Raw genomic sequence first — 18,084 nt, 5'->3', positions numbered from 1 at the left:
ACTGTGTCCAGTTTCATGTGCTTGCAATACAGCGCCGGCAGAATGTTGCATAACTTTATCTGCCAATCATCAAAATTTTTTGTGATTATCAGATAAGCTGAAAACGAGCAGAAAAGCGCTCACTATATTTAGAGATTCAGATGAAAATCAGTCAGATGCATACCCCGAATTAAACCAGTTCGGCGCAGGATTTGTCAGGCTGAAAATACAGATGGTCGGAGAGTGCAATGGGGGCGTTGAACTTTAGTTCATCTGCGATTAAAAGGTATTTGTACTTGCCTGAAAGTTGATTTAGACTCTCGCAAAAATGAGGTGAATTTATTCGCGTGCCGGGCAAAATGACTTGCCTGAAACGACAGGAAATAGAGTGATTTACCTTAGATGAAGATTGATTGATTAGTTCAGTAGGCAGCATTACACTACCTCAATCATAAAATATAAAAACGCGTTAGCTGGAGAATACGCATGTCAGCTCAGTTTGATCATGTATCAGTGGTAAAAAAATCCAATGTTTATTTTGGCGGGCTCTGCATTAGTCATACGGTGCAATTTGAAGATGGCACCAAAAAGACGCTGGGTGTGATTTTACCGACTGAACAAGCCTTAACTTTCGAAACGCATGTTCCTGAACGGATGGAAATTATTTCAGGTGAATGTCGTGTACAAATCGCTGATAGCGAAGAAAGTGAGCTTTTCCGCGCCGGTCAGTCCTTCTATGTACCGGGCAACAGCCGTTTTAAGATTGAAACTGATGATGTACTGGACTACGTTTGTCATTTAGAAGGCTAAGCATTTTTAGCCCAAATCGGTTAAACTAGGCCGACACAGAAATCCTGTAAAGTTTCCTTTGCAGGATTTTTCTTTTGGATTTACAGCACAGCGTTGAGGTCATTCATGGCAAAACCAGAATATTATTATGGCGTTCATTCGGTAGAGTCATTGTTAGAACTTGAACCGGAGCGTGTATTAACCCTGTTTACCCTCAAAGGTCGTGATGACCAGCGTTTACAGCGTATTCTGGAACTGGCAGAGCCGTTTGGTATTAGCGTACAAAAAGCCAGTCGTGACAGCCTGGAAAAACTGGCCGGTTTGCCATTTCATCAGGGCGTGGTGGCTGCGGTGCGTCCGCATCCAACCTTAAATGAAAAAGATTTGGAACAGCTGTTGCAGCAGTCCAATCAGCCACTGTTACTGGCTCTGGATCAGGTCACCGATCCGCATAATCTGGGTGCCTGTATCCGTACGGCAGCAGCCATGGGTGTAGAAGCGGTGATTGTACCGCGTGACCGTTCAGCCAGCCTGACCCCAACGGCGCGTAAAGTGGCTGCTGGTGGCGCCGAGAAAGTTAAATTTATTCAGGTTACCAATCTGGCCCGTACTTTGGGGCAAATCAAAGAGCAGTTTAATGTGCGCGTGGTCGGCACCATGCTGGATGAAAAAGCCTTGCCGATCCAGAAGTTTGACTTCACCGGTACGGCGGTGTGTGTGGTGATGGGAGCCGAAGATACCGGTTTGCGCCCAATCACCCAGTCGCAGTGTGATCAAACCGTGTATATCCCGATGATGGGCAATCTGCAAAGTCTGAATGTTAGTGTGGCCACCGGCATGGCGCTGTATGAAGCCTGCCGTCAGCGTCAACCGGCTTAAGCGCTCTTTCCATCTTAATGATCAACGCGCGTCAGCAAGGCTATCTGTTACTGGCCATCACCATGTGTATTTGGGGTGGCTTTACCCTGAGTACCCGTTTAAGTGCCCTGTGGGGCATTAGTGCTTGGGATCTGGTGGCCTTGCGTTTTATGCTGGCCTTTTGCTTGCTGATGCCGGTTTTGCTGTATCGCAAAGATACGGCATTTTTATGGACTAGACAGTCCTTTATCCTGGCGATGATTGGCGGGGTCGGTTACTGCCTGACGGCTTATAGTGCATTTCATTTTGTGCCAGCGGCGCATGCGGCGATTTTCTTAAATGGCTGTATTCCCTTGTGTACCGCGCTGGCAGCCTGGTTGCTGTTTCGACAGCCCTTTGACCGGCATACCTGGATTAGCGTATTGATCATGCTGCTGGCGATTGCTGCCATGAGTCTGCTGATGTATCAGGAAACCGGTGTCGCTTTCGGTTTTGGCGATCTGCTGTTTTTCCTGAGTGCCTTATGGTGGGGCGTCTTTACGGTGCTGTTGCGGCAATGGAAGCTGTCGGCCTGGCATTCTATGGCCAGTGTAGCCATCTGGTCAGCTTTGGTGTATGTACCTATTTATTGGCTATTTTTTCCGAAAAACCTGAGTGGTCCTGAACCACTGCATTTAATTGGTCAGACCCTGTTTCATGGAATTTTTGTGGTGATTATTGCCACGCTCAGCTATGTCGAAGCGATTAAGCGTTTAGGTGCTTTTAAGGCTGGCAGTATTGTGACCTTGGCACCGTTTATTGCTGCTATTCTGGCGGTGCCGCTACTGAATGAGCCTTTGAGTCTGGCGATTGTTTGTGGTCTGCTTGGTATGGGCATTGGGGCATTACAGCCTTGGCGCTGGTGGGGCCGGAAAGACAGCTTAAGCCAGCAAATCGAACGACAAAACAAGCCGTCTTAAACCGACTGCTGCTGTTGCGCCAAAGTCAGATAGTGTTGATGTAAGGGTTGAAGCTGGGCATAGAGATGCTCCAGATGACCATCATTCAGCACGATATCATCTGCCCGCTGGCGTTTGTCTGCGCGTGACATCTGTACCTGAATAATCTTGCGAATTTGTTCGATACTTTGTCCATCGCGTTGTGAGGCGCGTTGAATCTGCAGTTCTTCAGAGGCATCAATTAACAGGTTGCGCTGGGTCAGTTCATGCTGGTTGCTTTCAAATAACAGTGGAGACACCAGCACCACATAGGCACTGCGGGCTGCCTGTAACTGCTGGATGATCGACTGGCGAATGGCCGGATGGGTAATCGCTTCCAGGGTTTTGCGTGCTGCCGGTTCTTTAAAAATATGCTCGCGTAAGGCACGGCGGTTGAGCTCGCCATTGAGCAGGACCCAGTCGCCAAAGGCCTGATGAATCTGGGTCAGGGCCGGCTGGCCTGGCTCAACCACTTCACGTGCCACCACATCTGCATCGACCACCACAATGCCTTGGGTTTCAAACCAGTGACTTGCTGCCGATTTACCGCTGCCAATGCCGCCAGTTAAACCCAAAACAAATGTCATCCTGTTGTCCTTATTGACCTAAATAAAGCTTCATGATTGCATCACCCCACAAAAAGGCGATCCAGCCGGCAATGGCAATATAAGGGCCAAAGGCAAAAGGCTGGTTCTCTTTGCGGATTTTCAGCAAAATAATGCCAATGATTGCACCAACCAGAGAAGATAGCAACACAATCAGCGGCAGCATCAGCGGGCCCATCCAGGCACCTAAGGCGGCCAGCAATTTAAAATCGCCATAGCCCATACCTTCTTTGCCAGTCACCAGCTTAAACAGGTAATACACCACCCACAGACATAAAAAGCCAATGATATATCCCCAAATGGCAGAGCTAGCGGAGGTGTACAGGGCATAGCTGTTCACCCCCAAGCCGAGTGCAGCCAGGGGGAGGGTATAGCGGTCAGGCAGCAGCTGGGTGTCAAAATCAATAAAGGTCAGGGCAATTAACACATAGGTCAACACCAGGCCAAACAGCATTTGCAGGGTCGGGCCAAAAACCGCGACTACGGTTAAGGCACACACTGCGGTCAGCAGTTCAATAAAAGGATAACGAATACTGATCGGGTTTTGGCATTGGCCACATTTGCCACGTAGAAGCAGCCAGCTGATTACTGGAATATTCTGATACCAGCGAATCGGGCTGTGGCATTTCGGACAGGTCGAGGCTGGCTGACTGAGGCTGATTTTGCTTTCATCAATGATGGCCTGTTCAGGATGCAGCAGCATTTGACAGTCATTGCGCCATTCCTGTTCCATCATTTTTGGCGTGCGGTAAATCACCACATTCAGAAAACTGCCAATACATAAACTAAAAATCCCAACTACGAAATACAGCGCAGTTGGGTGTTGAATCAGATAATGAATGAATTCTTGCATTAAACCACAGAGCCCATTTGGAAGATTGGGAGATACATCGCGACCACCAGACCGCCGACCAGAATCCCGAGAACGGCCATAATCAGTGGTTCCATCATCGAGGTTAAGCCATCGACGGCGTTATCGACTTCGTTTTCGTAGTGAGTAGCGACTTTATCCAGCATCGCATCCAGCGCACCGGATTCTTCACCAATCGCAACCATCTGCACGGCCATGGATGGGAATTTATCCGTGACCCGCATGGCAAACTGCAACTGCTGACCGGTGGCGACATCTTCACGGATTTTCATTACTGCTTCTTCATAAACCACGTTGTTGGTGGCGCCGGCAGTGGATTCCAGTGCATCAATTAAGGGAACACCGGCAGCAAAGGTGGTGGCCAGGGTACGACTATAACGCGCGATAATCGCCTTATACACCAGATCACCAAAAATTGGTGCTCTCAGGGCGGCTTTGTCCAGCAGGTCACGGAATTTCTTGCTGCGTTTCTTGGCTTCCAGAAAAGCTGCAATCGCAAAGCCGACCACAATAATCAACACAAACCAGTATTTCTGGGTCCACTGCGACATATTCACCACCATTTTGGTGAAGGCTGGTAAGTCGGCACCAAAAGAGGTGAAGAGTTCTTCAAACACCGGTACCACTTTGACCATCAGGATAATGGTGACAATCACCGCCACCACAATCACCGTTGCCGGGTATTTCATGGCTTTCTTGATTTTTTGTTTGAGTAATTCGCTCTTTTCTTTATAGATCGCTACCCGGTCCAGCATAGTTTCTAGAGCACCCGACTGTTCACCCGATTCAACCAGCGAGCAAAACAGATTATCGAAATGTTGCGGATATTTACGCAGTGCACCAGCAAAGGTATTGCCCCCTTCGACTTCGCCTTTAATCCCCAATACCACTTCACGCATGGCCGGGTTTTCCAGACCTTCAGCCACAATTTCAAAGCTTTGCACCAGCGGTACACCGGCTTTCATCATGGTCGCCAGCTGGCGGGTAAAAATCGTGATGTCCAGGGTCGAGACTTTTTTCTTCATCAAGCCTTCAAGAATATTTTTCTTCTTCTGGCGGATGGTTTTGATGGTGATCCCTTGCTTGCGCAACGTGACCTTGGCCAGCGCCATATTACGTGCTGGCAGTTCCCCTTTAAGTTTTGCCCCTTTGCGGTCAATCCCTTCATAAATAAAGGTGGGCATCATCTGTGCTTTTTTGACAGCCATGCGTGTTTATCCTTATTTTAAATGCTTCATCTATTCGCTGGTCACACGATTCACTTCCTGTAAAGAAGTGACCCCCTGCATGACCTTGATTAATCCTGAACGGCGTAAATTGTTAAACCCGGATTTTGCCGAGGCTGCTGCAATTTGCAAGGCATTACCATCTTCCATAATAATGCGTGAGATTTCCGGGGTGACTTTCATTACTTCATAGACCCCGACACGGCCTTTATAACCTTCACGACATTCCGGGCAGCCAACCGGCTGATACAGCTGGAACTCTGGCTGGTTTAAATCTTCTTCGGTAAAACCGAGTTCCAAGAGGCTCTGGCGTGGAATCTCCACCGGGGCCTTGCATTTCTGGCAGAGACGACGTGCCAGACGCTGGGCAATCACCAGGTTCACCGAGGTGGCGATGTTAAATGAGGGGACGCCCATGTTGCGTAAACGGGTCAGGGTTTCGGGTGCACTGTTGGTGTGCAGCGTCGACATGACCATGTGACCGGTTTGTGCGGCTTTAATGGCAATCTCTGCAGTTTCCAGATCACGGATCTCACCGACCATGACAATATCCGGATCCTGGCGCAGGAATGATTTTAGTGCTGCGGCAAAGGTCAGACCCACTTTCGGGTTGACGTTGACCTGATTGATGCCTTCCAGGTTAATTTCCACCGGATCTTCGGCGGTAGAAATATTGGTGTCTTCGCGGTTGAGAATGTTTAAGCCGGTATATAAAGATACGGTTTTACCGGAACCGGTCGGGCCGGTGATCAGCAACATGCCTTGTGGTTTGTCCAGCGCCTCCATAAACAGCTCTTTTTGCTCCGGTTCATAACCGAGTGCATCAATTCCCAGCATGGCACTAGATGGATCGAGAATACGCAGTACAATTTTTTCCCCGAACAGGGTGGGCAGTGAGTTGACACGGAAGTCGATGGCTTTGTTTTTTGACAGCTTGAGCTTGATCCGGCCATCCTGCGGAATACGTTTTTCCGAGATGTCCATTTGTGACATGACTTTTAAACGTGAGGCGAGCCGTGTGGCCAGCTGTAACGGAGGATTGGCAATCTGGCGCAGTACGCCGTCAATCCGGTAACGGACCCGGTAGCTTTTTTCATAAGGCTCGAAGTGTAAATCCGAGGCGCCCATACGGATTGCATCGACCAGTAACTTGTTAATATATTTGACGATTGGGGCTTCATCGCCTTGTGGCTCATCGTTATCTTCTTGTGTTTCGGGAGCATTGTCGCCAACTTCTAGATCAAAGTCTTCATCAAAGTCAAAGGTGCTGTCTTCGGTAAAGTTCTGTTCAATCAGCCGTTCCAGCTTGTCATGCTCAACAATCACCACTTCAATATTCAGCTTGCTGTTAAAGCGGATCGCATCAATGGCTTCGATATTGGTTGGGTTACTGGTAGCAATATAAAGCTGATTGTGACGTCGGAAAATGGGCAGAATTCGGTATTTGGTGAACAGTTTTTCATCTAGACCTTCACGTACAATCAGACGCGAATCGTACACCGCCAAGTCAAAAATCGGTTCACCAAATTCATAGGAAATTTTTTCAGCAATGGTCAGCGGTGAAATCTGCAACTGCTGAATTAAATACGGCACAATATCGGTCTCGGCTTTTTTCGCCGCGACAATGGCTTGCTGCATATTTTCAGCCGTCACAAGCCCTTCTTCGACCAGTCGCCGAATAAAACCTGTAAATCTAGGCATTGCTTGTTGTACTGACATTCCCCAACGTCCTTAAAAAAAATCAAAAAAGTTTGTTTATAATTGGTATCACAAAATTATACTTTTGTTGCATAAAAATACCATATCTGAAAATGATGTCACCACCTAAGTATCCCCTAAAAGCATGAACCAGTCGCAATTAATCGGCAAAGATTTTTGTTAAGCCGATGTTCAGATGGGCCTATTTAGACTGCAAATCTAAAAATGCCGCAACAAATTGTTCTGTCCTGAATCGATTTACGTGTAGAATGTGCGCGATTGAAACATAGGTATTTGAATAGGTATTGTATGTCGGGTTCGGCGATTACGCCTTGGGTGATTGGCAATTGGAAAATGAACCCAGTGCAAGCAGAAGCGCAACAGCTGGTTTCAGAATTTAAAACATTATTAGAACAGCAGGCCATTGATGCCGCACAGTGTCATTTAGGGGTTGCGCCAGTTGCAATCGCATTGGGCAGTGTTCAGGAACAGCTGAAAACTGCGGTACGTCCGGTGTATACCGTGGCACAAGATGTTTCACGTATTGCTGGTTTAGGTGCTTATACTGGTGAGGTGAGTGCCGAGCTATTAAAAGACAGCCAGATTGGCTTTGTACTGGTCGGTCATTCAGAACGCCGTGAAATTTTTGCTGAAAATGTGCAAATTCTAAATGCAAAAATTCAAAATGCACTGGCAGCCGGTCTGACCGTAATTTACTGTGTCGGTGAAAGCCTGCAGCAGCGTGAAAGTGGCCAGGCCGAGCAGGTGGTGTTACAGCAGATTTGTGACATTGCGGCAGTGGTCGAGGCAGAGCAGTGGCAGAATATTGTAATTGCCTATGAGCCAATCTGGGCCATTGGTACTGGTAAAACCGCTTCGCCTGAAGATGCGCAGGCCATGCATGCCAAAATTCGTGAAGGTCTGACCCAGCTGACCAGCTATGGTCCGCAAATGGCTATTCTGTACGGTGGTAGTGTTAAGCCGGAAAATGCAGTAGAGTTAGCAGCCTGCCCAGATATTAATGGCGCGCTGGTCGGCGGTGCTTCTTTAAATGCAGCATCGTTCCATCAAATTGCGCAGGCCTTTGCCAATACACAATAATTAGGAGTTCAGCATGCAAACTTTTGTGCTGGTAGTACATATTATTTTAGCCGTCTTGATGATTGTGCTGATTCTGGTTCAGCACGGCAAAGGGGCAGATGCTGGTGCTTCTTTTGGTGGCGGCGGTGCGGCGACCGTATTTGGTGCCTCTGGTTCGGGTAATTTTATGACCCGTTTGACTGGAATTTTAACGGCTTTGTTCTTTATCACCAGTCTGACCCTGGCGGTATTTGCCAAACAGCAAACCACCGATGCCTACAGTTTAAAATCAATTCCGGCGACCACAACCGTGCCGGCAACATTGCCTGATTCTTCACCAACTACACCTCAAACTGGCGAATAATTGCAATTAGGCCTTTATTTTTCGCGGTGATGCGACTAGAATGCGTCACAGCTGCGGTGGTGGTGGAATTGGTAGACACGCTACCTTGAGGTGGTAGTGCTTTCGGGCGTGGGGGTTCAAGTCCCCCCTTCCGCACCAAACTTATAATCCAGAACATAAGTTTGGTGTATGCAGCAAAACTTCTGTTGATGCGGGATGGAGCAGTCTGGTAGCTCGTCGGGCTCATAACCCGAAGGTCGTTGGTTCAAATCCAGCTCCCGCTACCAATCAATCCTTTTTAAAGATGCAAACTTTAAAAGGCGGCTTAAGTTTCTTGAGCTGAGAAGAGTTATTTGTACGCTGATGCGGGATGGAGCAGTCTGGTAGCTCGTCGGGCTCATAACCCGAAGGTCGTTGGTTCAAATCCAGCTCCCGCTACCATTTTTAATGGTTGAGTAATATATTTCATGTTGGTTGAATCTGACGCTTGTTACTCATTCTTCAGCGATAAATAACGCCATATACAGGACATACGATTTTCATTGAAAATTGCGCATATTTTGTATATAATTTTTGCACGTTGATGCGGGATGGAGCAGTCTGGTAGCTCGTCGGGCTCATAACCCGAAGGTCGTTGGTTCAAATCCAGCTCCCGCTACCAAGTTTCTTAAGAGGCTCACAACAAGGTGGGCCTTTTTGCACAGTGGACATTGGTTTTTCTGTGTAATAATAGGGGCGATTTACGCCCTTTTTTATTGGCTATCGTGTAGTGTCGATATGAGCCGGATACGGCATAAACTCAAGTGTCATGTTTCACTACTACTATAGCTTGAATGAGACTGTAGTGGTCAGATCAGGCCATTGAATCGCACCCATATGACGAGAGTAAATGAAGCTATCAAATAAAACCCAGGCACTCCAGGACTTGATTGCACCCGCAGTTGCAGCCTGTGATGTAGATTTGTGGGGAATTGAATTCCTGCCACAAGGTAAACGCTCACTATTGCGTATTTATATCGACAAAGCGGTTGATGAAAATGCCGCACCGGTCCTGAATGAAGACGGTGAACTCGAGCAGGGTCGTGGTGTAGGCGTACAGGATTGTGTGCGCGTGACTCAGCAAGTGGGCGCCATTTTGGACGTTCATGATCCGATCTCAGGTGAATATGCACTCGAAGTGTCTTCACCAGGTTGGGATCGTCCGTTTTTCCAGCTGGAACAGCTTCCTGCCTATATTGGCCAGACCATTGCCTTGCGTTTGATTAGCGCGGTAGAAAACCGTCGTAAATTCCAGGCGAAACTGGTGGCAGTTGACCTTGAAAATGAAACCATTCAGGTTGAAGTTGAAAAACAGCAAGTGCTGGAAATTGACAGCCACAATATCGATAAGGCCAATCTGGTTTATCAAGATTAATTCAATAAATAAGAATCTAAAATAGGTGACTTATGGCACGCGAAATTCTTACCGTCGTTGAAACGGTTAGTAACGAAAAAGGTGTAAGTCGTGAAGCAATCTTTGAGGCGCTAGAGCAGGCTCTTGTTGCTGCGACGAAAAAGAAATTTTACGAAGGCACAAATGCGGAAGAAGCACGTTTACGTGTAGAAATCGACCGTAAAACAGGTGACTACCGTACTTTCCGTCAATGGGAAGTGGTGGCGGATGAAGATCATGAAATGCCAGCATGTCAGGATGCGATTTCTGATGTCGATCCGGCGCAGTGGTCAATTGGTGACATTCGCGAACTTGAAGTGGAATCAATTGATTTCGGTCGTATTGCGGCGCAAATTGCCAAACAGGTAATTGTTCAGAAAATTCGTGAAGCAGAACGTGCACTCGTTGCCGATGCTTATGAAGCCAAAGTGGGCGAGCTGATTTACGGTGAAGTGAAAAAGCAGACCAAAGATGGCTTTATCATTGATTTAGGTGACAATGCCGAAGCGTATCTGGCACGTGAAGAAATGATTCCAAAGGAAATTCTGCGTCCAAAACAGCGCGTGAATGCCATTTTATTTAACGTCAACCGTGAAGGTCGTGGTGCGCAATTACTATTGTCACGTGCGAAACCTGAAATGCTGATGGCGTTAATGAAAAAAGAAATTCCTGAAATTTCTGAAGAAATCATTGAAATCAAGGCGGCTGCGCGTCAACCAGGCGTTCGTGCTAAGATTGCAGTGAAAACCAACGATCATCGTATTGATCCGGTTGGTGCATGTATTGGTATGCGTGGTACGCGTATCCAGGCAGTCCAGCAGGAACTTAATGGTGAACGTATTGATGTGGTGGTGTGGTCAGATGATCCGGCACAGTACATTGCCAGCGCTTTAGAGCCGGCTGATGTATCGAGTATCGTGATTGATGAAGATGCACGTACTGCTGACATTATTTTTGCCACCAGCGATCAATTGGCCCGTGCCATTGGTTCACAAGGTCAAAACGTACGTCTGGCATCTGAACTGACCGGTTATAAACTGGACATGATGCTGGAAGAAGAATATTACGCGCGTCAGCAAAATGAAGCGCAGCAATATCTGGATATGTTTGTATCGCGTTTGGACATTGCAGAGGACCTGGCGATGGCACTGGTTGAAATGGGCTTCACTTCACTGGAAGAGATTGCCTATGTACCAGCAGAAACATTTGATGAAATTGAGCTTGATGCCGAGCTGGTTGAATTATTGCAAAGTCGTGCCAAAGAAGTGGCTTTGGCAGATGCGTTAAAACAGCAAGAAAATATTCAGGATCCGAGTGACGAACTTCTGGCAATGGAAGGGATGACACAAGAGATCGCCTATGCGCTTGCTGCTCGTGGTGTAGTGACCGTTGATGACTTGGCAGACCAGGCCACCGACGATATCGCAGATATTGAAGGTCTAGGTGCTGACAAAGCAGGTCAACTCATTATGAAAGCACGCGAATCATGGTTTAACTAGGAGGTAATGTATGACGGACAAGACGATTAAAGAGTTAGCGCTCAGCGTAGGACGTCCAGTTGAGAAACTCCTGGAGCAGGTTCGTGATGCAGGTTTACCGCAACGTAAAGCTGACGACATTATTTCCACTGAACAACAAGATACCCTCGTGACCCACTTGAAAAAAGTACATGGTCAAGATGCGGGTAATGCAGGACAAATCACGTTGAAACGTAAAACTACCAGTACTGCTAAAGTGGCAAGTACGTCAGGTAAGGCGAAAACAATTAATGTAGAAGTGCGCAAGAAGCATACATTTGTCAAGCCAGACCCTGAGCAAATCAAAGCAGAAGCTTTGGCCAAAGCACAGGCTGAAGCAGAAGCCAAAGCAGCTGAACAGCAAGCCCGTGAACCGGCGAAGCCAAAAGCTGCGCCAGAAGCTGCCAGCAAAGGCGAATCTAAAGCCAAACAGGCCTTAGAAGCAATGCGTGCTGCTGCGAAACAGGAAACCGCCAAACAGGAAACTTCTAAAGCCGCTGTGGTGGTGAAGCGTAAATCAACCAACAAGCCAGTGGTGAAAGCCCAGGTTAAAGTGGTTGAAACGCCTGAGCAAAAACGCGCCCGTGAAGAACAGGCAGCACAGTTGAAAGCGACTGAAGAAGCTGCACGTCGTAAGGCAGCTGAAGAAGCGCAGCAACGTACCCTTGAGCAAATGCGTAAAATGGCATCGAAGTATTCATCTGATGATGCTGCACCGACCATTCGCGTAATTGATGATTCACCATTGGCCGCAGGTCTGGTGGGTCAGGCGTATGAAGATTCATTTGCCAAAGAAGACCGTGAAATCAAACGTGGTGGCGGAACCAAAGATACCCGTGGCCAGAAGAAAGGCGGCCGTCGTGGTGAAGAACAGTCATTCCGTGACAACTCGCATAAACGTGGTTTAAAAACCAGTCAGGCCAACAAGCATGGCTTTGAAAAACCGGTGAAAAAACAGGTTTATGATGTAGAAATTGGTGAAACCATTATTGTGGCTGACTTGGCTGCGAAAATGGCAATTAAAGTACGTGAAGTAATCAAGACCCTGATGAAGATGGGTGAGCTGGTCACACAAAACCAGGCCATTGATCAGGATACTGCGGTGCTTGTGGTTGAAGAAATGGGCCACAATCCGGTGCTGGTGTCTGAAACTGCGGCAGAAGACAACCTGCTGGAAGCGGCTGAAGAAGCACGTGGTGAGCAAACTACGCGTCCACCTGTTGTTACCATCATGGGTCACGTTGACCATGGTAAAACCTCGCTTCTTGACCGTATCCGCCGTGCTAAAGTGGCACAAGGCGAAGCCGGTGGTATTACCCAGCATATCGGTGCTTACCATGTGACAACAGACAAAGGTATCATCACCTTCCTAGATACTCCGGGTCACGCCGCGTTTACCGCGATGCGTTCACGTGGTGCCAAAGCGACTGATATCGTGGTGTTGGTGGTTGCAGCAGATGATGGCGTGATGCCACAAACTGCAGAAGCGATTGACCATGCGCGTGCAGCGGGTACGCCAATCATTGTTGCCATCAACAAGATGGACAAAGATTCAGCTGATCCAGACCGCGTACTGAACGAATTAACCACCAAGGAAATCGTGCCTGAAGAATGGGGCGGTGATGTTCCAGTCGCGAAAGTTTCCGCGCATACCGGTGCCGGCATTGACGAATTACTTGACCTGATTTCAATTCAAGCAGAAATGATGGAATTGAAAGCCTCGGAAGAAGGTGCAGCACAAGGTGTGGTGATTGAAGCACGTGTTGATAAAGGCCGTGGTGCAGTGACCTCGATTCTGGTTCAAAACGGTACCCTGAAAGTGGGTGACTTGGTACTTGCCGGTTCATCTTATGGCCGTGTACGTGCCATGACCGATGAAAACGGTAAACGCATCAAGTCTGCTGGTCCATCAATTCCAGTGGAAATTCTGGGTCTGCCAGAAGCGCCAATGGCGGGTGATGAAGTACTGGTGGTCAATGACGAGAAGAAAGCGCGTGAAGTTGCTGATGCGCGTATGGATCGTGAACGTCAGAAACGTCTTGAGCGTCAGTCTGCAATGCGTCTTGAGAACATCATGGCGTCTATGGGCAAGAAAGATGTGCCGATTGTGAATGTGGTACTGAAAACTGACGTACGTGGTACGCTGGAAGCATTACACGTGGCACTGGCCGAGCTTTCAACGGATGAAGTGAAAGTCCGTGTGATTGGTTCAGGTGTCGGTGCGATCACTGAATCTGACGTAACGCTGGCTGAATCTTCAGAAGCGGTACTGCTGGGCTTTAACGTTCGTGCCGACAATACTGCACGTCAAAAAGCCGATGCTGACGGTATCGACATCCGTTACTACTCGATCATCTATCAATTGATTGATGACGTGAAAGATGCGATGAGCGGCAAGCTGGCACCAGAACACCGTGAAACGATTCTGGGTGTGGCGGAAGTCCGTGAAGTATTCCACTCAAGCAAGTTCGGTGCAGCAGCAGGCTGTATGGTACTGGAAGGTACTTTACACCGTAACAAGCCGATTCGCGTATTACGTGATGATGTGGTGGTGTTCCAGGGCGAACTTGAATCTCTGCGTCGTTATAAAGACGTGGTGGAAGAAGTCCGTGCTGGTATGGAATGTGGTCTTGCAGTCAAAGGCTATAAAGACATCAAAGTACAAGACAAGATTGAAGTGTACGATGTCCAACTAATTAAACGGAGTCTTTAATGGCGGGTAGTCAGCGTCTTAAGCGAATGGCAGATACGGTACAACGCGAGTTGTCCGACCTGATCCGCCAGGAGCTGAAAGATCCACGTCTGGGTGGTCTGGTGACCATCTCGGCGGTGAAAGTCAGCCCAGATTTAGGCTATGCCGAAGTGTATGTGACCGTAATGGGTCGTGAACTTGGCGATGAGCAAAGTGAAGCGGCAAACAAGGAAACCCTGGATGTGCTTAACAAAGCCTCCGGTTTCCTGCGCCATGAGCTGAGCCGTCGGATCAAGACCCGGATTACGCCGCGTTTGCGTTTCCATTACGACAAAACCAATGCCTACGGTAACTATATGTTTGGTCTGATTGCAGAAGCAGTAAAAGATTTACCAGCTGCCGATGCAAAAAAAGATGAAGAATAAGTAGGCCAGCAGGTCTATGCAAAAAAGCCACCTTCGGGTGGCTTTTTTTATGTCATCCGTAATTGCTTAACTTGCTTATCTTCCAGCAGAAACAAGCCCTTTAAGATTGCAATCAGGCAAGGGCAGTGGGTTGAGACAGCACATAAAAAAACCTGACCAGGAACAATCCGGGTCAGGTTTTTTAGAAGATGACGCGAAGACTTATTCGTCTTTAGAGGGTTTGATTCTGCCCAGCGGTTCACGATCTGTAAAGGCGCGGCGACGGCTACGCTGCCATGGTAGCGGACGTTCCAGGGTTTCTGGGACTTCACCACTCATCGAGCGCAGACGTAAATGCAGGGCTGCCTGTGCCATCAGGTTGGCCGATACCGGCGCGGTAATAAAGGCAAACAGGGTAATCAGCACTTCGGCAAAACCGAAGCGACCCAGATAAGCTGAATAAATAATGGCAGCAATCAGGAAGCTGCCCAGACCTAAGGTACTGGACTTGGTCGGGGCATGCAGGCGCATAAACAGGTCCGGCAGACGAATCATGCCAATCCCGCCAACCAGCATAAAGAAGGTGCCGATTAACAGGAAAATTGAGACCAGGATTTCCATCATCAGTTGCATGCTGTTCTCCTAATCAATCACGTGGCCAGAGGTGAAGTAACGGGCCAGGGCAGCGGTTGAAACAAAGCCCAGCATTGCCACCAGTAACGCACCTTCAAACAGTGAAGTGCTGGTCCAGTAAATGCCCAGTACCACAATCAGACAGGTCGCATTTAAAAACAGGGTATCCAGCGCCAGCAGACGATCGACAATTGACGGTCCCATAATCAGGCGAATCAGGCACATAAACATCGAGCCGGCAATGGCAATCAGGCAGATGCCGAGCGCATAAGGCAATATCATCATGAGGCCGCTCCTGTCTTGACGTTAAAGATTTCAATCAGCGGCTGTTCATAACGGCTCTTGATCAGAGCAATTTCAGCTTCTTCATCATCGGTACTTAAGGCATGCACCAGAATATCGCCGCGGTCCTGGTCAATACCGGCCGTGACCGTCCCTGGCGTGGTGGTAATGATCATCGCCAGCAAGGTGTTGACCTGTTCATGCTCGGTCTCCAGCGGTACACGGAACCATTTCGGATGCAGCGCATCGGTGGGTCCCAGCACCTGTTTGGCGACGCGGATATTGGACAGGATAATATCCCAGACCACCACCCAGAACAGTTTAAAGGCCGGCACCCAGTGGATATTCGGGGTGCGGGCAATAAACGGTTTGACCATCAGTGGAATCAGGATACTCAGGATCAATGCCATCAGCAGATTGCCGGCAGAAACACTATGTGCCAGTAACAACCAGCTAATGGCCACAATCACCGAAACAAAGGGATGTGGCAGCCAGATATCCCAAAACGATGTCTTTTGCATAGTTATGGCTCCATAGGTTTAAGTTGTGGCAGGTCGTCGCTGGCGGCGTCCTGCTCAATCTGCTGATTGATCTGACGTTGTTTATAGTCCGAAATATGCTCACCTTCCAGTGTATTTGGACTGATTACATACGGAATCAGCTTGGCATTCGGGTCCGGTTTTTCACCACTGTATTTGGTTTCTGGCAAATAGTTTGGATCATAAGGCTGGACGCTAATCACCTGGCCGGTTTCATCCTGCTTTAACACCGCCATTTCATACAGACGGTTGTTCTGCATTTGCTGGGCCGTGCTAAAGGCATAACGCTGGATTGGATTGGCAAAAACCACATAAGCCACCAGTGCCGCCAATAACAGGTAAATGGCCTTGTCATTGCCTTTCGGGGCCTTGGCTGGGAGGGCCTGGTAGCTGTGATAGGCGTCATTGTCCGGATCATCTTCCGGACGCGATGCGCGCCAGAACAGGATAAAGCCAACCCGGGTCAGGGCCAGAATACTGAGTAAACCAACTAGCAGCACCACCGCAATAATAATGCCCTGATAAGGCGCATCAGCGGTGGCCTGTAACAAGAACACTTTACCGAGGAAGCCACTAAAAGGCGGCAGGCCGGCAATCATCAGTGCAATCAGCAGATAGATAATAGACATCACTTTATGCTGTTTCATTTGCGGGGCGATATTAAAGTGATCCTTAAATTCACCGCGCTGCGCCGTGACCCAGCCGCAGAACAGATAGAAGGCCGCGGCAATTAAGGTACTGTGTACCAAGTAATACAGCGCTGCCGTCCAGGCCTGGGTGCTAAACAGGGCAATCGCAATCAGGATGGTGCCAATCGACGACAGCATCATAAAACCGACAAAACGGCGTAAGCGTTCTGCCCCAATTGCGCCGATGACGCCATACAGCGAGGTAATCAGGCCAATTGGCAATAACCAGTTGCTGAGAATTTTCTGGCTCAGTTCATCATCAAAGACCGTCCCATTGACCCTTAAAATCGCATAAATCCCGACCTTGGTCATAATGGTAAAAATCGCCGCCACAGGGGTAGCTGCTACGGCATAGGTTTTCGGTAACCAGAAGCCGACCGGCAGCATCGCCGCTTTAATCCCGAACACAATAAACAGGATCAAGCCGCCGACCACCGCCAGACGATGCTGATCTTCTGCCAGCGTCGGTATTAAACGGGCCACATCGGCCATGTTGAGGCTGCCGACACTGCCGTAAATCATACCCAGACCAATCAGGAACAGTGCTGAAGCCAGCAGGTTGATGGTGACATAATGCACCCCAAGCTGAAAGCGCGGTTTGCCCTGACTGTGCAGCAAGAGTACATATGAAGCCAGCAGCAGCACTTCAAAAAATACGAACAGGTTAAATAAATCGCCGGTGAGGAAAGCCCCGCACAAGCCCATCATCAGGAAATGGAACATGGCATGAAAATAGCGACCACGTTCATCCCATTGCTGGCAGGCGAACCATAGCACTGGCAAGGCCAGACCGTAGGTCAGTACCAGCATTAGTGCAGACAGCTGATCCAGCACCAGTACAATCCCGAATGGAGCCGACCATTCTGACAGGTTGTAGACAGTAATCTGGCCGGTTTTGGCCAGCATCAGATAGCTGATCGCCAAGCCCAGTCCGAGAATAGTCGAAATCAGGCTGATGCCACGACGCCACGGCTGGCGCCAGTCATACGACAGCGAACCCGAACCCGGGTTGCCCAGCAGCACCAGAATAAAACCGGTAAAAGCCGGCAGCAGGATGCTGAGAATAGGAGTGTGTTGCGCCCATAATTGGATAAAGTCATGCATTATGGCTCATCCTCACGTGGGTCAAGTAAAGCAGGATCATCTTTGGCATCCACATGGTCGGTTCCCGATTCATAACGGCTGCGTAAGGCCAGTTGCACCACAAAGGCGGTGGTAGCAAAGCCAATTACAATAGCAGTCAGCACCAGCGCTTGCGGTAAAGGGTCAGTGGATTGCACCGCCGTGGTTAAAATGGCCGGTGCATTCAGCTGAATCCGGCCCATGGCGAACAGGAAAATATTGACTGCATAACCAATCATGGCCAGGCCCAGTACCACCGGAAAGGTACGTGCCCTTAAGATCAGGTACACGCCGGTGGCGACCAGTAAACCTACAGAGGTTGCGACTAAAAATTCGATACTAATCATG

18 protein-coding genes and 4 tRNA genes are annotated in these 18,084 nt (G+C 48.7%); 13 read left to right on the top strand and 9 right to left on the bottom strand.

The genetic code is table 11. The features are described 5' to 3' along the window. The first annotated feature begins 465 nt into the window (after positions 1–465). The 3 genes from ppnP to P253_RS12170 all read left to right on the top strand — a co-directional run bounded on the left by ppnP (position 466) and on the right by P253_RS12170 (position 2,585). Positions 466–789: a pyrimidine/purine nucleoside phosphorylase gene (gene ppnP / locus P253_RS12180; RefSeq protein ID WP_005181767.1), complete on the top strand. Its 324-nt coding sequence runs from the start codon at positions 466–468 to the stop codon at positions 787–789. Between the two features lie 105 nt (positions 790–894). Then, positions 895–1,647: a 23S rRNA (guanosine(2251)-2'-O)-methyltransferase RlmB gene (gene rlmB / locus P253_RS12175; RefSeq protein ID WP_005181769.1), complete on the top strand. Its 753-nt coding sequence runs from the start codon at positions 895–897 to the stop codon at positions 1,645–1,647. 17 nt (positions 1,648–1,664) lie between these two features. Beyond that, entirely contained in the window at positions 1,665–2,585 is a 921-nt protein-coding gene (locus tag P253_RS12170; protein ID WP_016659657.1) for a DMT family transporter, read from the top strand. On the opposite strand, the gene coaE is transcribed toward P253_RS12170, so the two are convergent. The 4 genes from coaE to pilB are packed head-to-tail and all read right to left on the bottom strand — an operon-like array spanning position 2,582 to position 7,024. Then, complete coding sequence (gene coaE / locus P253_RS12165) at positions 2,582–3,190, bottom strand: dephospho-CoA kinase (protein ID WP_005181773.1); 609 nt, start codon at positions 3,188–3,190, stop codon at positions 2,582–2,584. The genes P253_RS12170 and coaE overlap by 4 nt on opposite strands. Positions 3,191–3,200: 10 nt before the next feature. Then, positions 3,201–4,061: a prepilin peptidase gene (locus P253_RS12160; RefSeq protein WP_005181774.1), complete on the bottom strand. Its 861-nt coding sequence runs from the start codon at positions 4,059–4,061 to the stop codon at positions 3,201–3,203. Continuing rightward, positions 4,061–5,287, bottom strand: a complete 1,227-nt coding sequence (locus tag P253_RS12155; protein ID WP_016659656.1) for a type II secretion system F family protein — start codon at positions 5,285–5,287, stop codon at positions 4,061–4,063. Before P253_RS12155 ends, P253_RS12160 begins: the two co-directional genes overlap by 1 nt. A 30-nt stretch (positions 5,288–5,317) precedes the next feature. Further along, positions 5,318–7,024 (bottom strand): type IV-A pilus assembly ATPase PilB, encoded by a 1,707-nt coding sequence (gene pilB, locus P253_RS12150; RefSeq protein ID WP_016659655.1) that lies wholly within the window; start codon positions 7,022–7,024, stop codon positions 5,318–5,320. 288 nt (positions 7,025–7,312) lie between these two features. On the opposite strand from pilB, the gene tpiA reads away from it, so the two are divergent. The 10 genes from tpiA (at position 7,313) to P253_RS12100 (ending at position 14,492) form a co-directional block, all read left to right on the top strand. Next, on the top strand, positions 7,313–8,104 hold the full coding sequence (gene tpiA / locus P253_RS12145) for a triose-phosphate isomerase (RefSeq protein WP_005181780.1): 792 nt from the start codon (positions 7,313–7,315) through the stop codon (positions 8,102–8,104). 13 nt (positions 8,105–8,117) lie between these two features. After that, positions 8,118–8,447 (top strand): preprotein translocase subunit SecG, encoded by a 330-nt coding sequence (gene secG / locus P253_RS12140; protein ID WP_016659654.1) that lies wholly within the window; start codon positions 8,118–8,120, stop codon positions 8,445–8,447. A gap of 53 nt (positions 8,448–8,500) precedes the next feature. Next, positions 8,501–8,585 (top strand) — tRNA-Leu (locus P253_RS12135). 51 nt (positions 8,586–8,636) lie between these two features. Next, positions 8,637–8,713: transfer RNA gene (locus P253_RS12130), tRNA-Met, on the top strand. Between the two features lie 77 nt (positions 8,714–8,790). Then, positions 8,791–8,867, top strand: a tRNA-Met gene (locus P253_RS12125). 143 nt (positions 8,868–9,010) lie between these two features. Then, positions 9,011–9,087 (top strand) — tRNA-Met (locus P253_RS12120). Positions 9,088–9,315: 228 nt separating this feature from the next. Further along, positions 9,316–9,840: a ribosome maturation factor RimP gene (gene rimP, locus P253_RS12115; protein WP_005181784.1), complete on the top strand. Its 525-nt coding sequence runs from the start codon at positions 9,316–9,318 to the stop codon at positions 9,838–9,840. Between the two features lie 32 nt (positions 9,841–9,872). Beyond that, positions 9,873–11,357, top strand: a complete 1,485-nt coding sequence (gene nusA / locus P253_RS12110; RefSeq protein ID WP_005181786.1) for a transcription termination factor NusA — start codon at positions 9,873–9,875, stop codon at positions 11,355–11,357. 10 nt (positions 11,358–11,367) lie between these two features. Further along, on the top strand, positions 11,368–14,088 hold the full coding sequence (gene infB / locus P253_RS12105) for a translation initiation factor IF-2 (protein WP_005181788.1): 2,721 nt from the start codon (positions 11,368–11,370) through the stop codon (positions 14,086–14,088). Further along, positions 14,088–14,492 (top strand): ribosome-binding factor A, encoded by a 405-nt coding sequence (locus P253_RS12100; protein WP_005181793.1) that lies wholly within the window; start codon positions 14,088–14,090, stop codon positions 14,490–14,492. The genes infB and P253_RS12100 overlap by 1 nt, the downstream gene beginning before the upstream one ends. 201 nt (positions 14,493–14,693) lie before the next feature. Here the strand turns inward: P253_RS12100 and P253_RS12095 are convergent, their stop codons facing one another. Genes P253_RS12095 through P253_RS12075 form a run of 5 tightly spaced genes read right to left on the bottom strand, consistent with a single transcriptional unit; the run spans position 14,694 to position 18,083 of the window. After that, positions 14,694–15,104: a Na+/H+ antiporter subunit G gene (locus tag P253_RS12095; RefSeq protein WP_016659653.1), complete on the bottom strand. Its 411-nt coding sequence runs from the start codon at positions 15,102–15,104 to the stop codon at positions 14,694–14,696. Positions 15,105–15,113: 9 nt separating this feature from the next. Beyond that, the gene (locus tag P253_RS12090; protein WP_005181799.1) at positions 15,114–15,389 is read right to left on the bottom strand and encodes a monovalent cation/H+ antiporter subunit F; all 276 of its coding nucleotides are present in this window, start codon (positions 15,387–15,389) and stop codon (positions 15,114–15,116) included. Next, complete coding sequence (locus tag P253_RS12085) at positions 15,386–15,907, bottom strand: Na+/H+ antiporter subunit E (protein ID WP_005181800.1); 522 nt, start codon at positions 15,905–15,907, stop codon at positions 15,386–15,388. The genes P253_RS12090 and P253_RS12085 overlap by 4 nt, the downstream gene beginning before the upstream one ends. A 2-nt stretch (positions 15,908–15,909) precedes the next feature. Next, positions 15,910–17,718: a monovalent cation/H+ antiporter subunit D gene (locus P253_RS12080; protein WP_016659652.1), complete on the bottom strand. Its 1,809-nt coding sequence runs from the start codon at positions 17,716–17,718 to the stop codon at positions 15,910–15,912. Then, on the bottom strand, positions 17,718–18,083 hold the full coding sequence (locus P253_RS12075) for a Na+/H+ antiporter subunit C (protein ID WP_005181802.1): 366 nt from the start codon (positions 18,081–18,083) through the stop codon (positions 17,718–17,720). Before P253_RS12075 ends, P253_RS12080 begins: the two co-directional genes overlap by 1 nt. Position 18,084: the final 1 nt, after the last annotated feature.

The organism is Acinetobacter indicus CIP 110367, assembly GCF_000488255.1.
In the GTDB taxonomy this organism is placed as follows: Bacteria; Pseudomonadota; Gammaproteobacteria; order Pseudomonadales; family Moraxellaceae; genus Acinetobacter; species Acinetobacter indicus.
Note: the sequence above shows the minus strand (reverse complement) of the source record. Positions and strands in the feature narration are given on the sequence as shown.

What these genes read in the sequence shown, in the direction of transcription:
- P253_RS12095 (WP_016659653.1), bottom strand. Translation starts at nt 15,104, where the DNA reads ATGCAACTGATGATGGAAATCCTGGTCTCAATTTTCCTGTTAATCGGC.
- P253_RS12075 (WP_005181802.1), bottom strand. Translation starts at nt 18,083, where the DNA reads ATGATTAGTATCGAATTTTTAGTCGCAACCTCTGTAGGTTTACTGGTC.
- P253_RS12090 (WP_005181799.1), bottom strand. Translation starts at nt 15,389, where the DNA reads ATGATGATATTGCCTTATGCGCTCGGCATCTGCCTGATTGCCATTGCC.
- infB (WP_005181788.1), top strand. Translation starts at nt 11,368, where the DNA reads ATGACGGACAAGACGATTAAAGAGTTAGCGCTCAGCGTAGGACGTCCA.
- P253_RS12080 (WP_016659652.1), bottom strand. Translation starts at nt 17,718, where the DNA reads ATGCATGACTTTATCCAATTATGGGCGCAACACACTCCTATTCTCAGC.
- P253_RS12085 (WP_005181800.1), bottom strand. Translation starts at nt 15,907, where the DNA reads ATGCAAAAGACATCGTTTTGGGATATCTGGCTGCCACATCCCTTTGTT.
- rlmB (WP_005181769.1), top strand. Translation starts at nt 895, where the DNA reads ATGGCAAAACCAGAATATTATTATGGCGTTCATTCGGTAGAGTCATTG.
- P253_RS12100 (WP_005181793.1), top strand. Translation starts at nt 14,088, where the DNA reads ATGGCGGGTAGTCAGCGTCTTAAGCGAATGGCAGATACGGTACAACGC.
- nusA (WP_005181786.1), top strand. Translation starts at nt 9,873, where the DNA reads ATGGCACGCGAAATTCTTACCGTCGTTGAAACGGTTAGTAACGAAAAA.
- P253_RS12160 (WP_005181774.1), bottom strand. Translation starts at nt 4,061, where the DNA reads ATGCAAGAATTCATTCATTATCTGATTCAACACCCAACTGCGCTGTAT.
- ppnP (WP_005181767.1), top strand. Translation starts at nt 466, where the DNA reads ATGTCAGCTCAGTTTGATCATGTATCAGTGGTAAAAAAATCCAATGTT.
- coaE (WP_005181773.1), bottom strand. Translation starts at nt 3,190, where the DNA reads ATGACATTTGTTTTGGGTTTAACTGGCGGCATTGGCAGCGGTAAATCG.
- pilB (WP_016659655.1), bottom strand. Translation starts at nt 7,024, where the DNA reads ATGTCAGTACAACAAGCAATGCCTAGATTTACAGGTTTTATTCGGCGA.
- tpiA (WP_005181780.1), top strand. Translation starts at nt 7,313, where the DNA reads ATGTCGGGTTCGGCGATTACGCCTTGGGTGATTGGCAATTGGAAAATG.
- secG (WP_016659654.1), top strand. Translation starts at nt 8,118, where the DNA reads ATGCAAACTTTTGTGCTGGTAGTACATATTATTTTAGCCGTCTTGATG.
- rimP (WP_005181784.1), top strand. Translation starts at nt 9,316, where the DNA reads ATGAAGCTATCAAATAAAACCCAGGCACTCCAGGACTTGATTGCACCC.
- P253_RS12170 (WP_016659657.1), top strand. Translation starts at nt 1,665, where the DNA reads ATGATCAACGCGCGTCAGCAAGGCTATCTGTTACTGGCCATCACCATG.
- P253_RS12155 (WP_016659656.1), bottom strand. Translation starts at nt 5,287, where the DNA reads ATGGCTGTCAAAAAAGCACAGATGATGCCCACCTTTATTTATGAAGGG.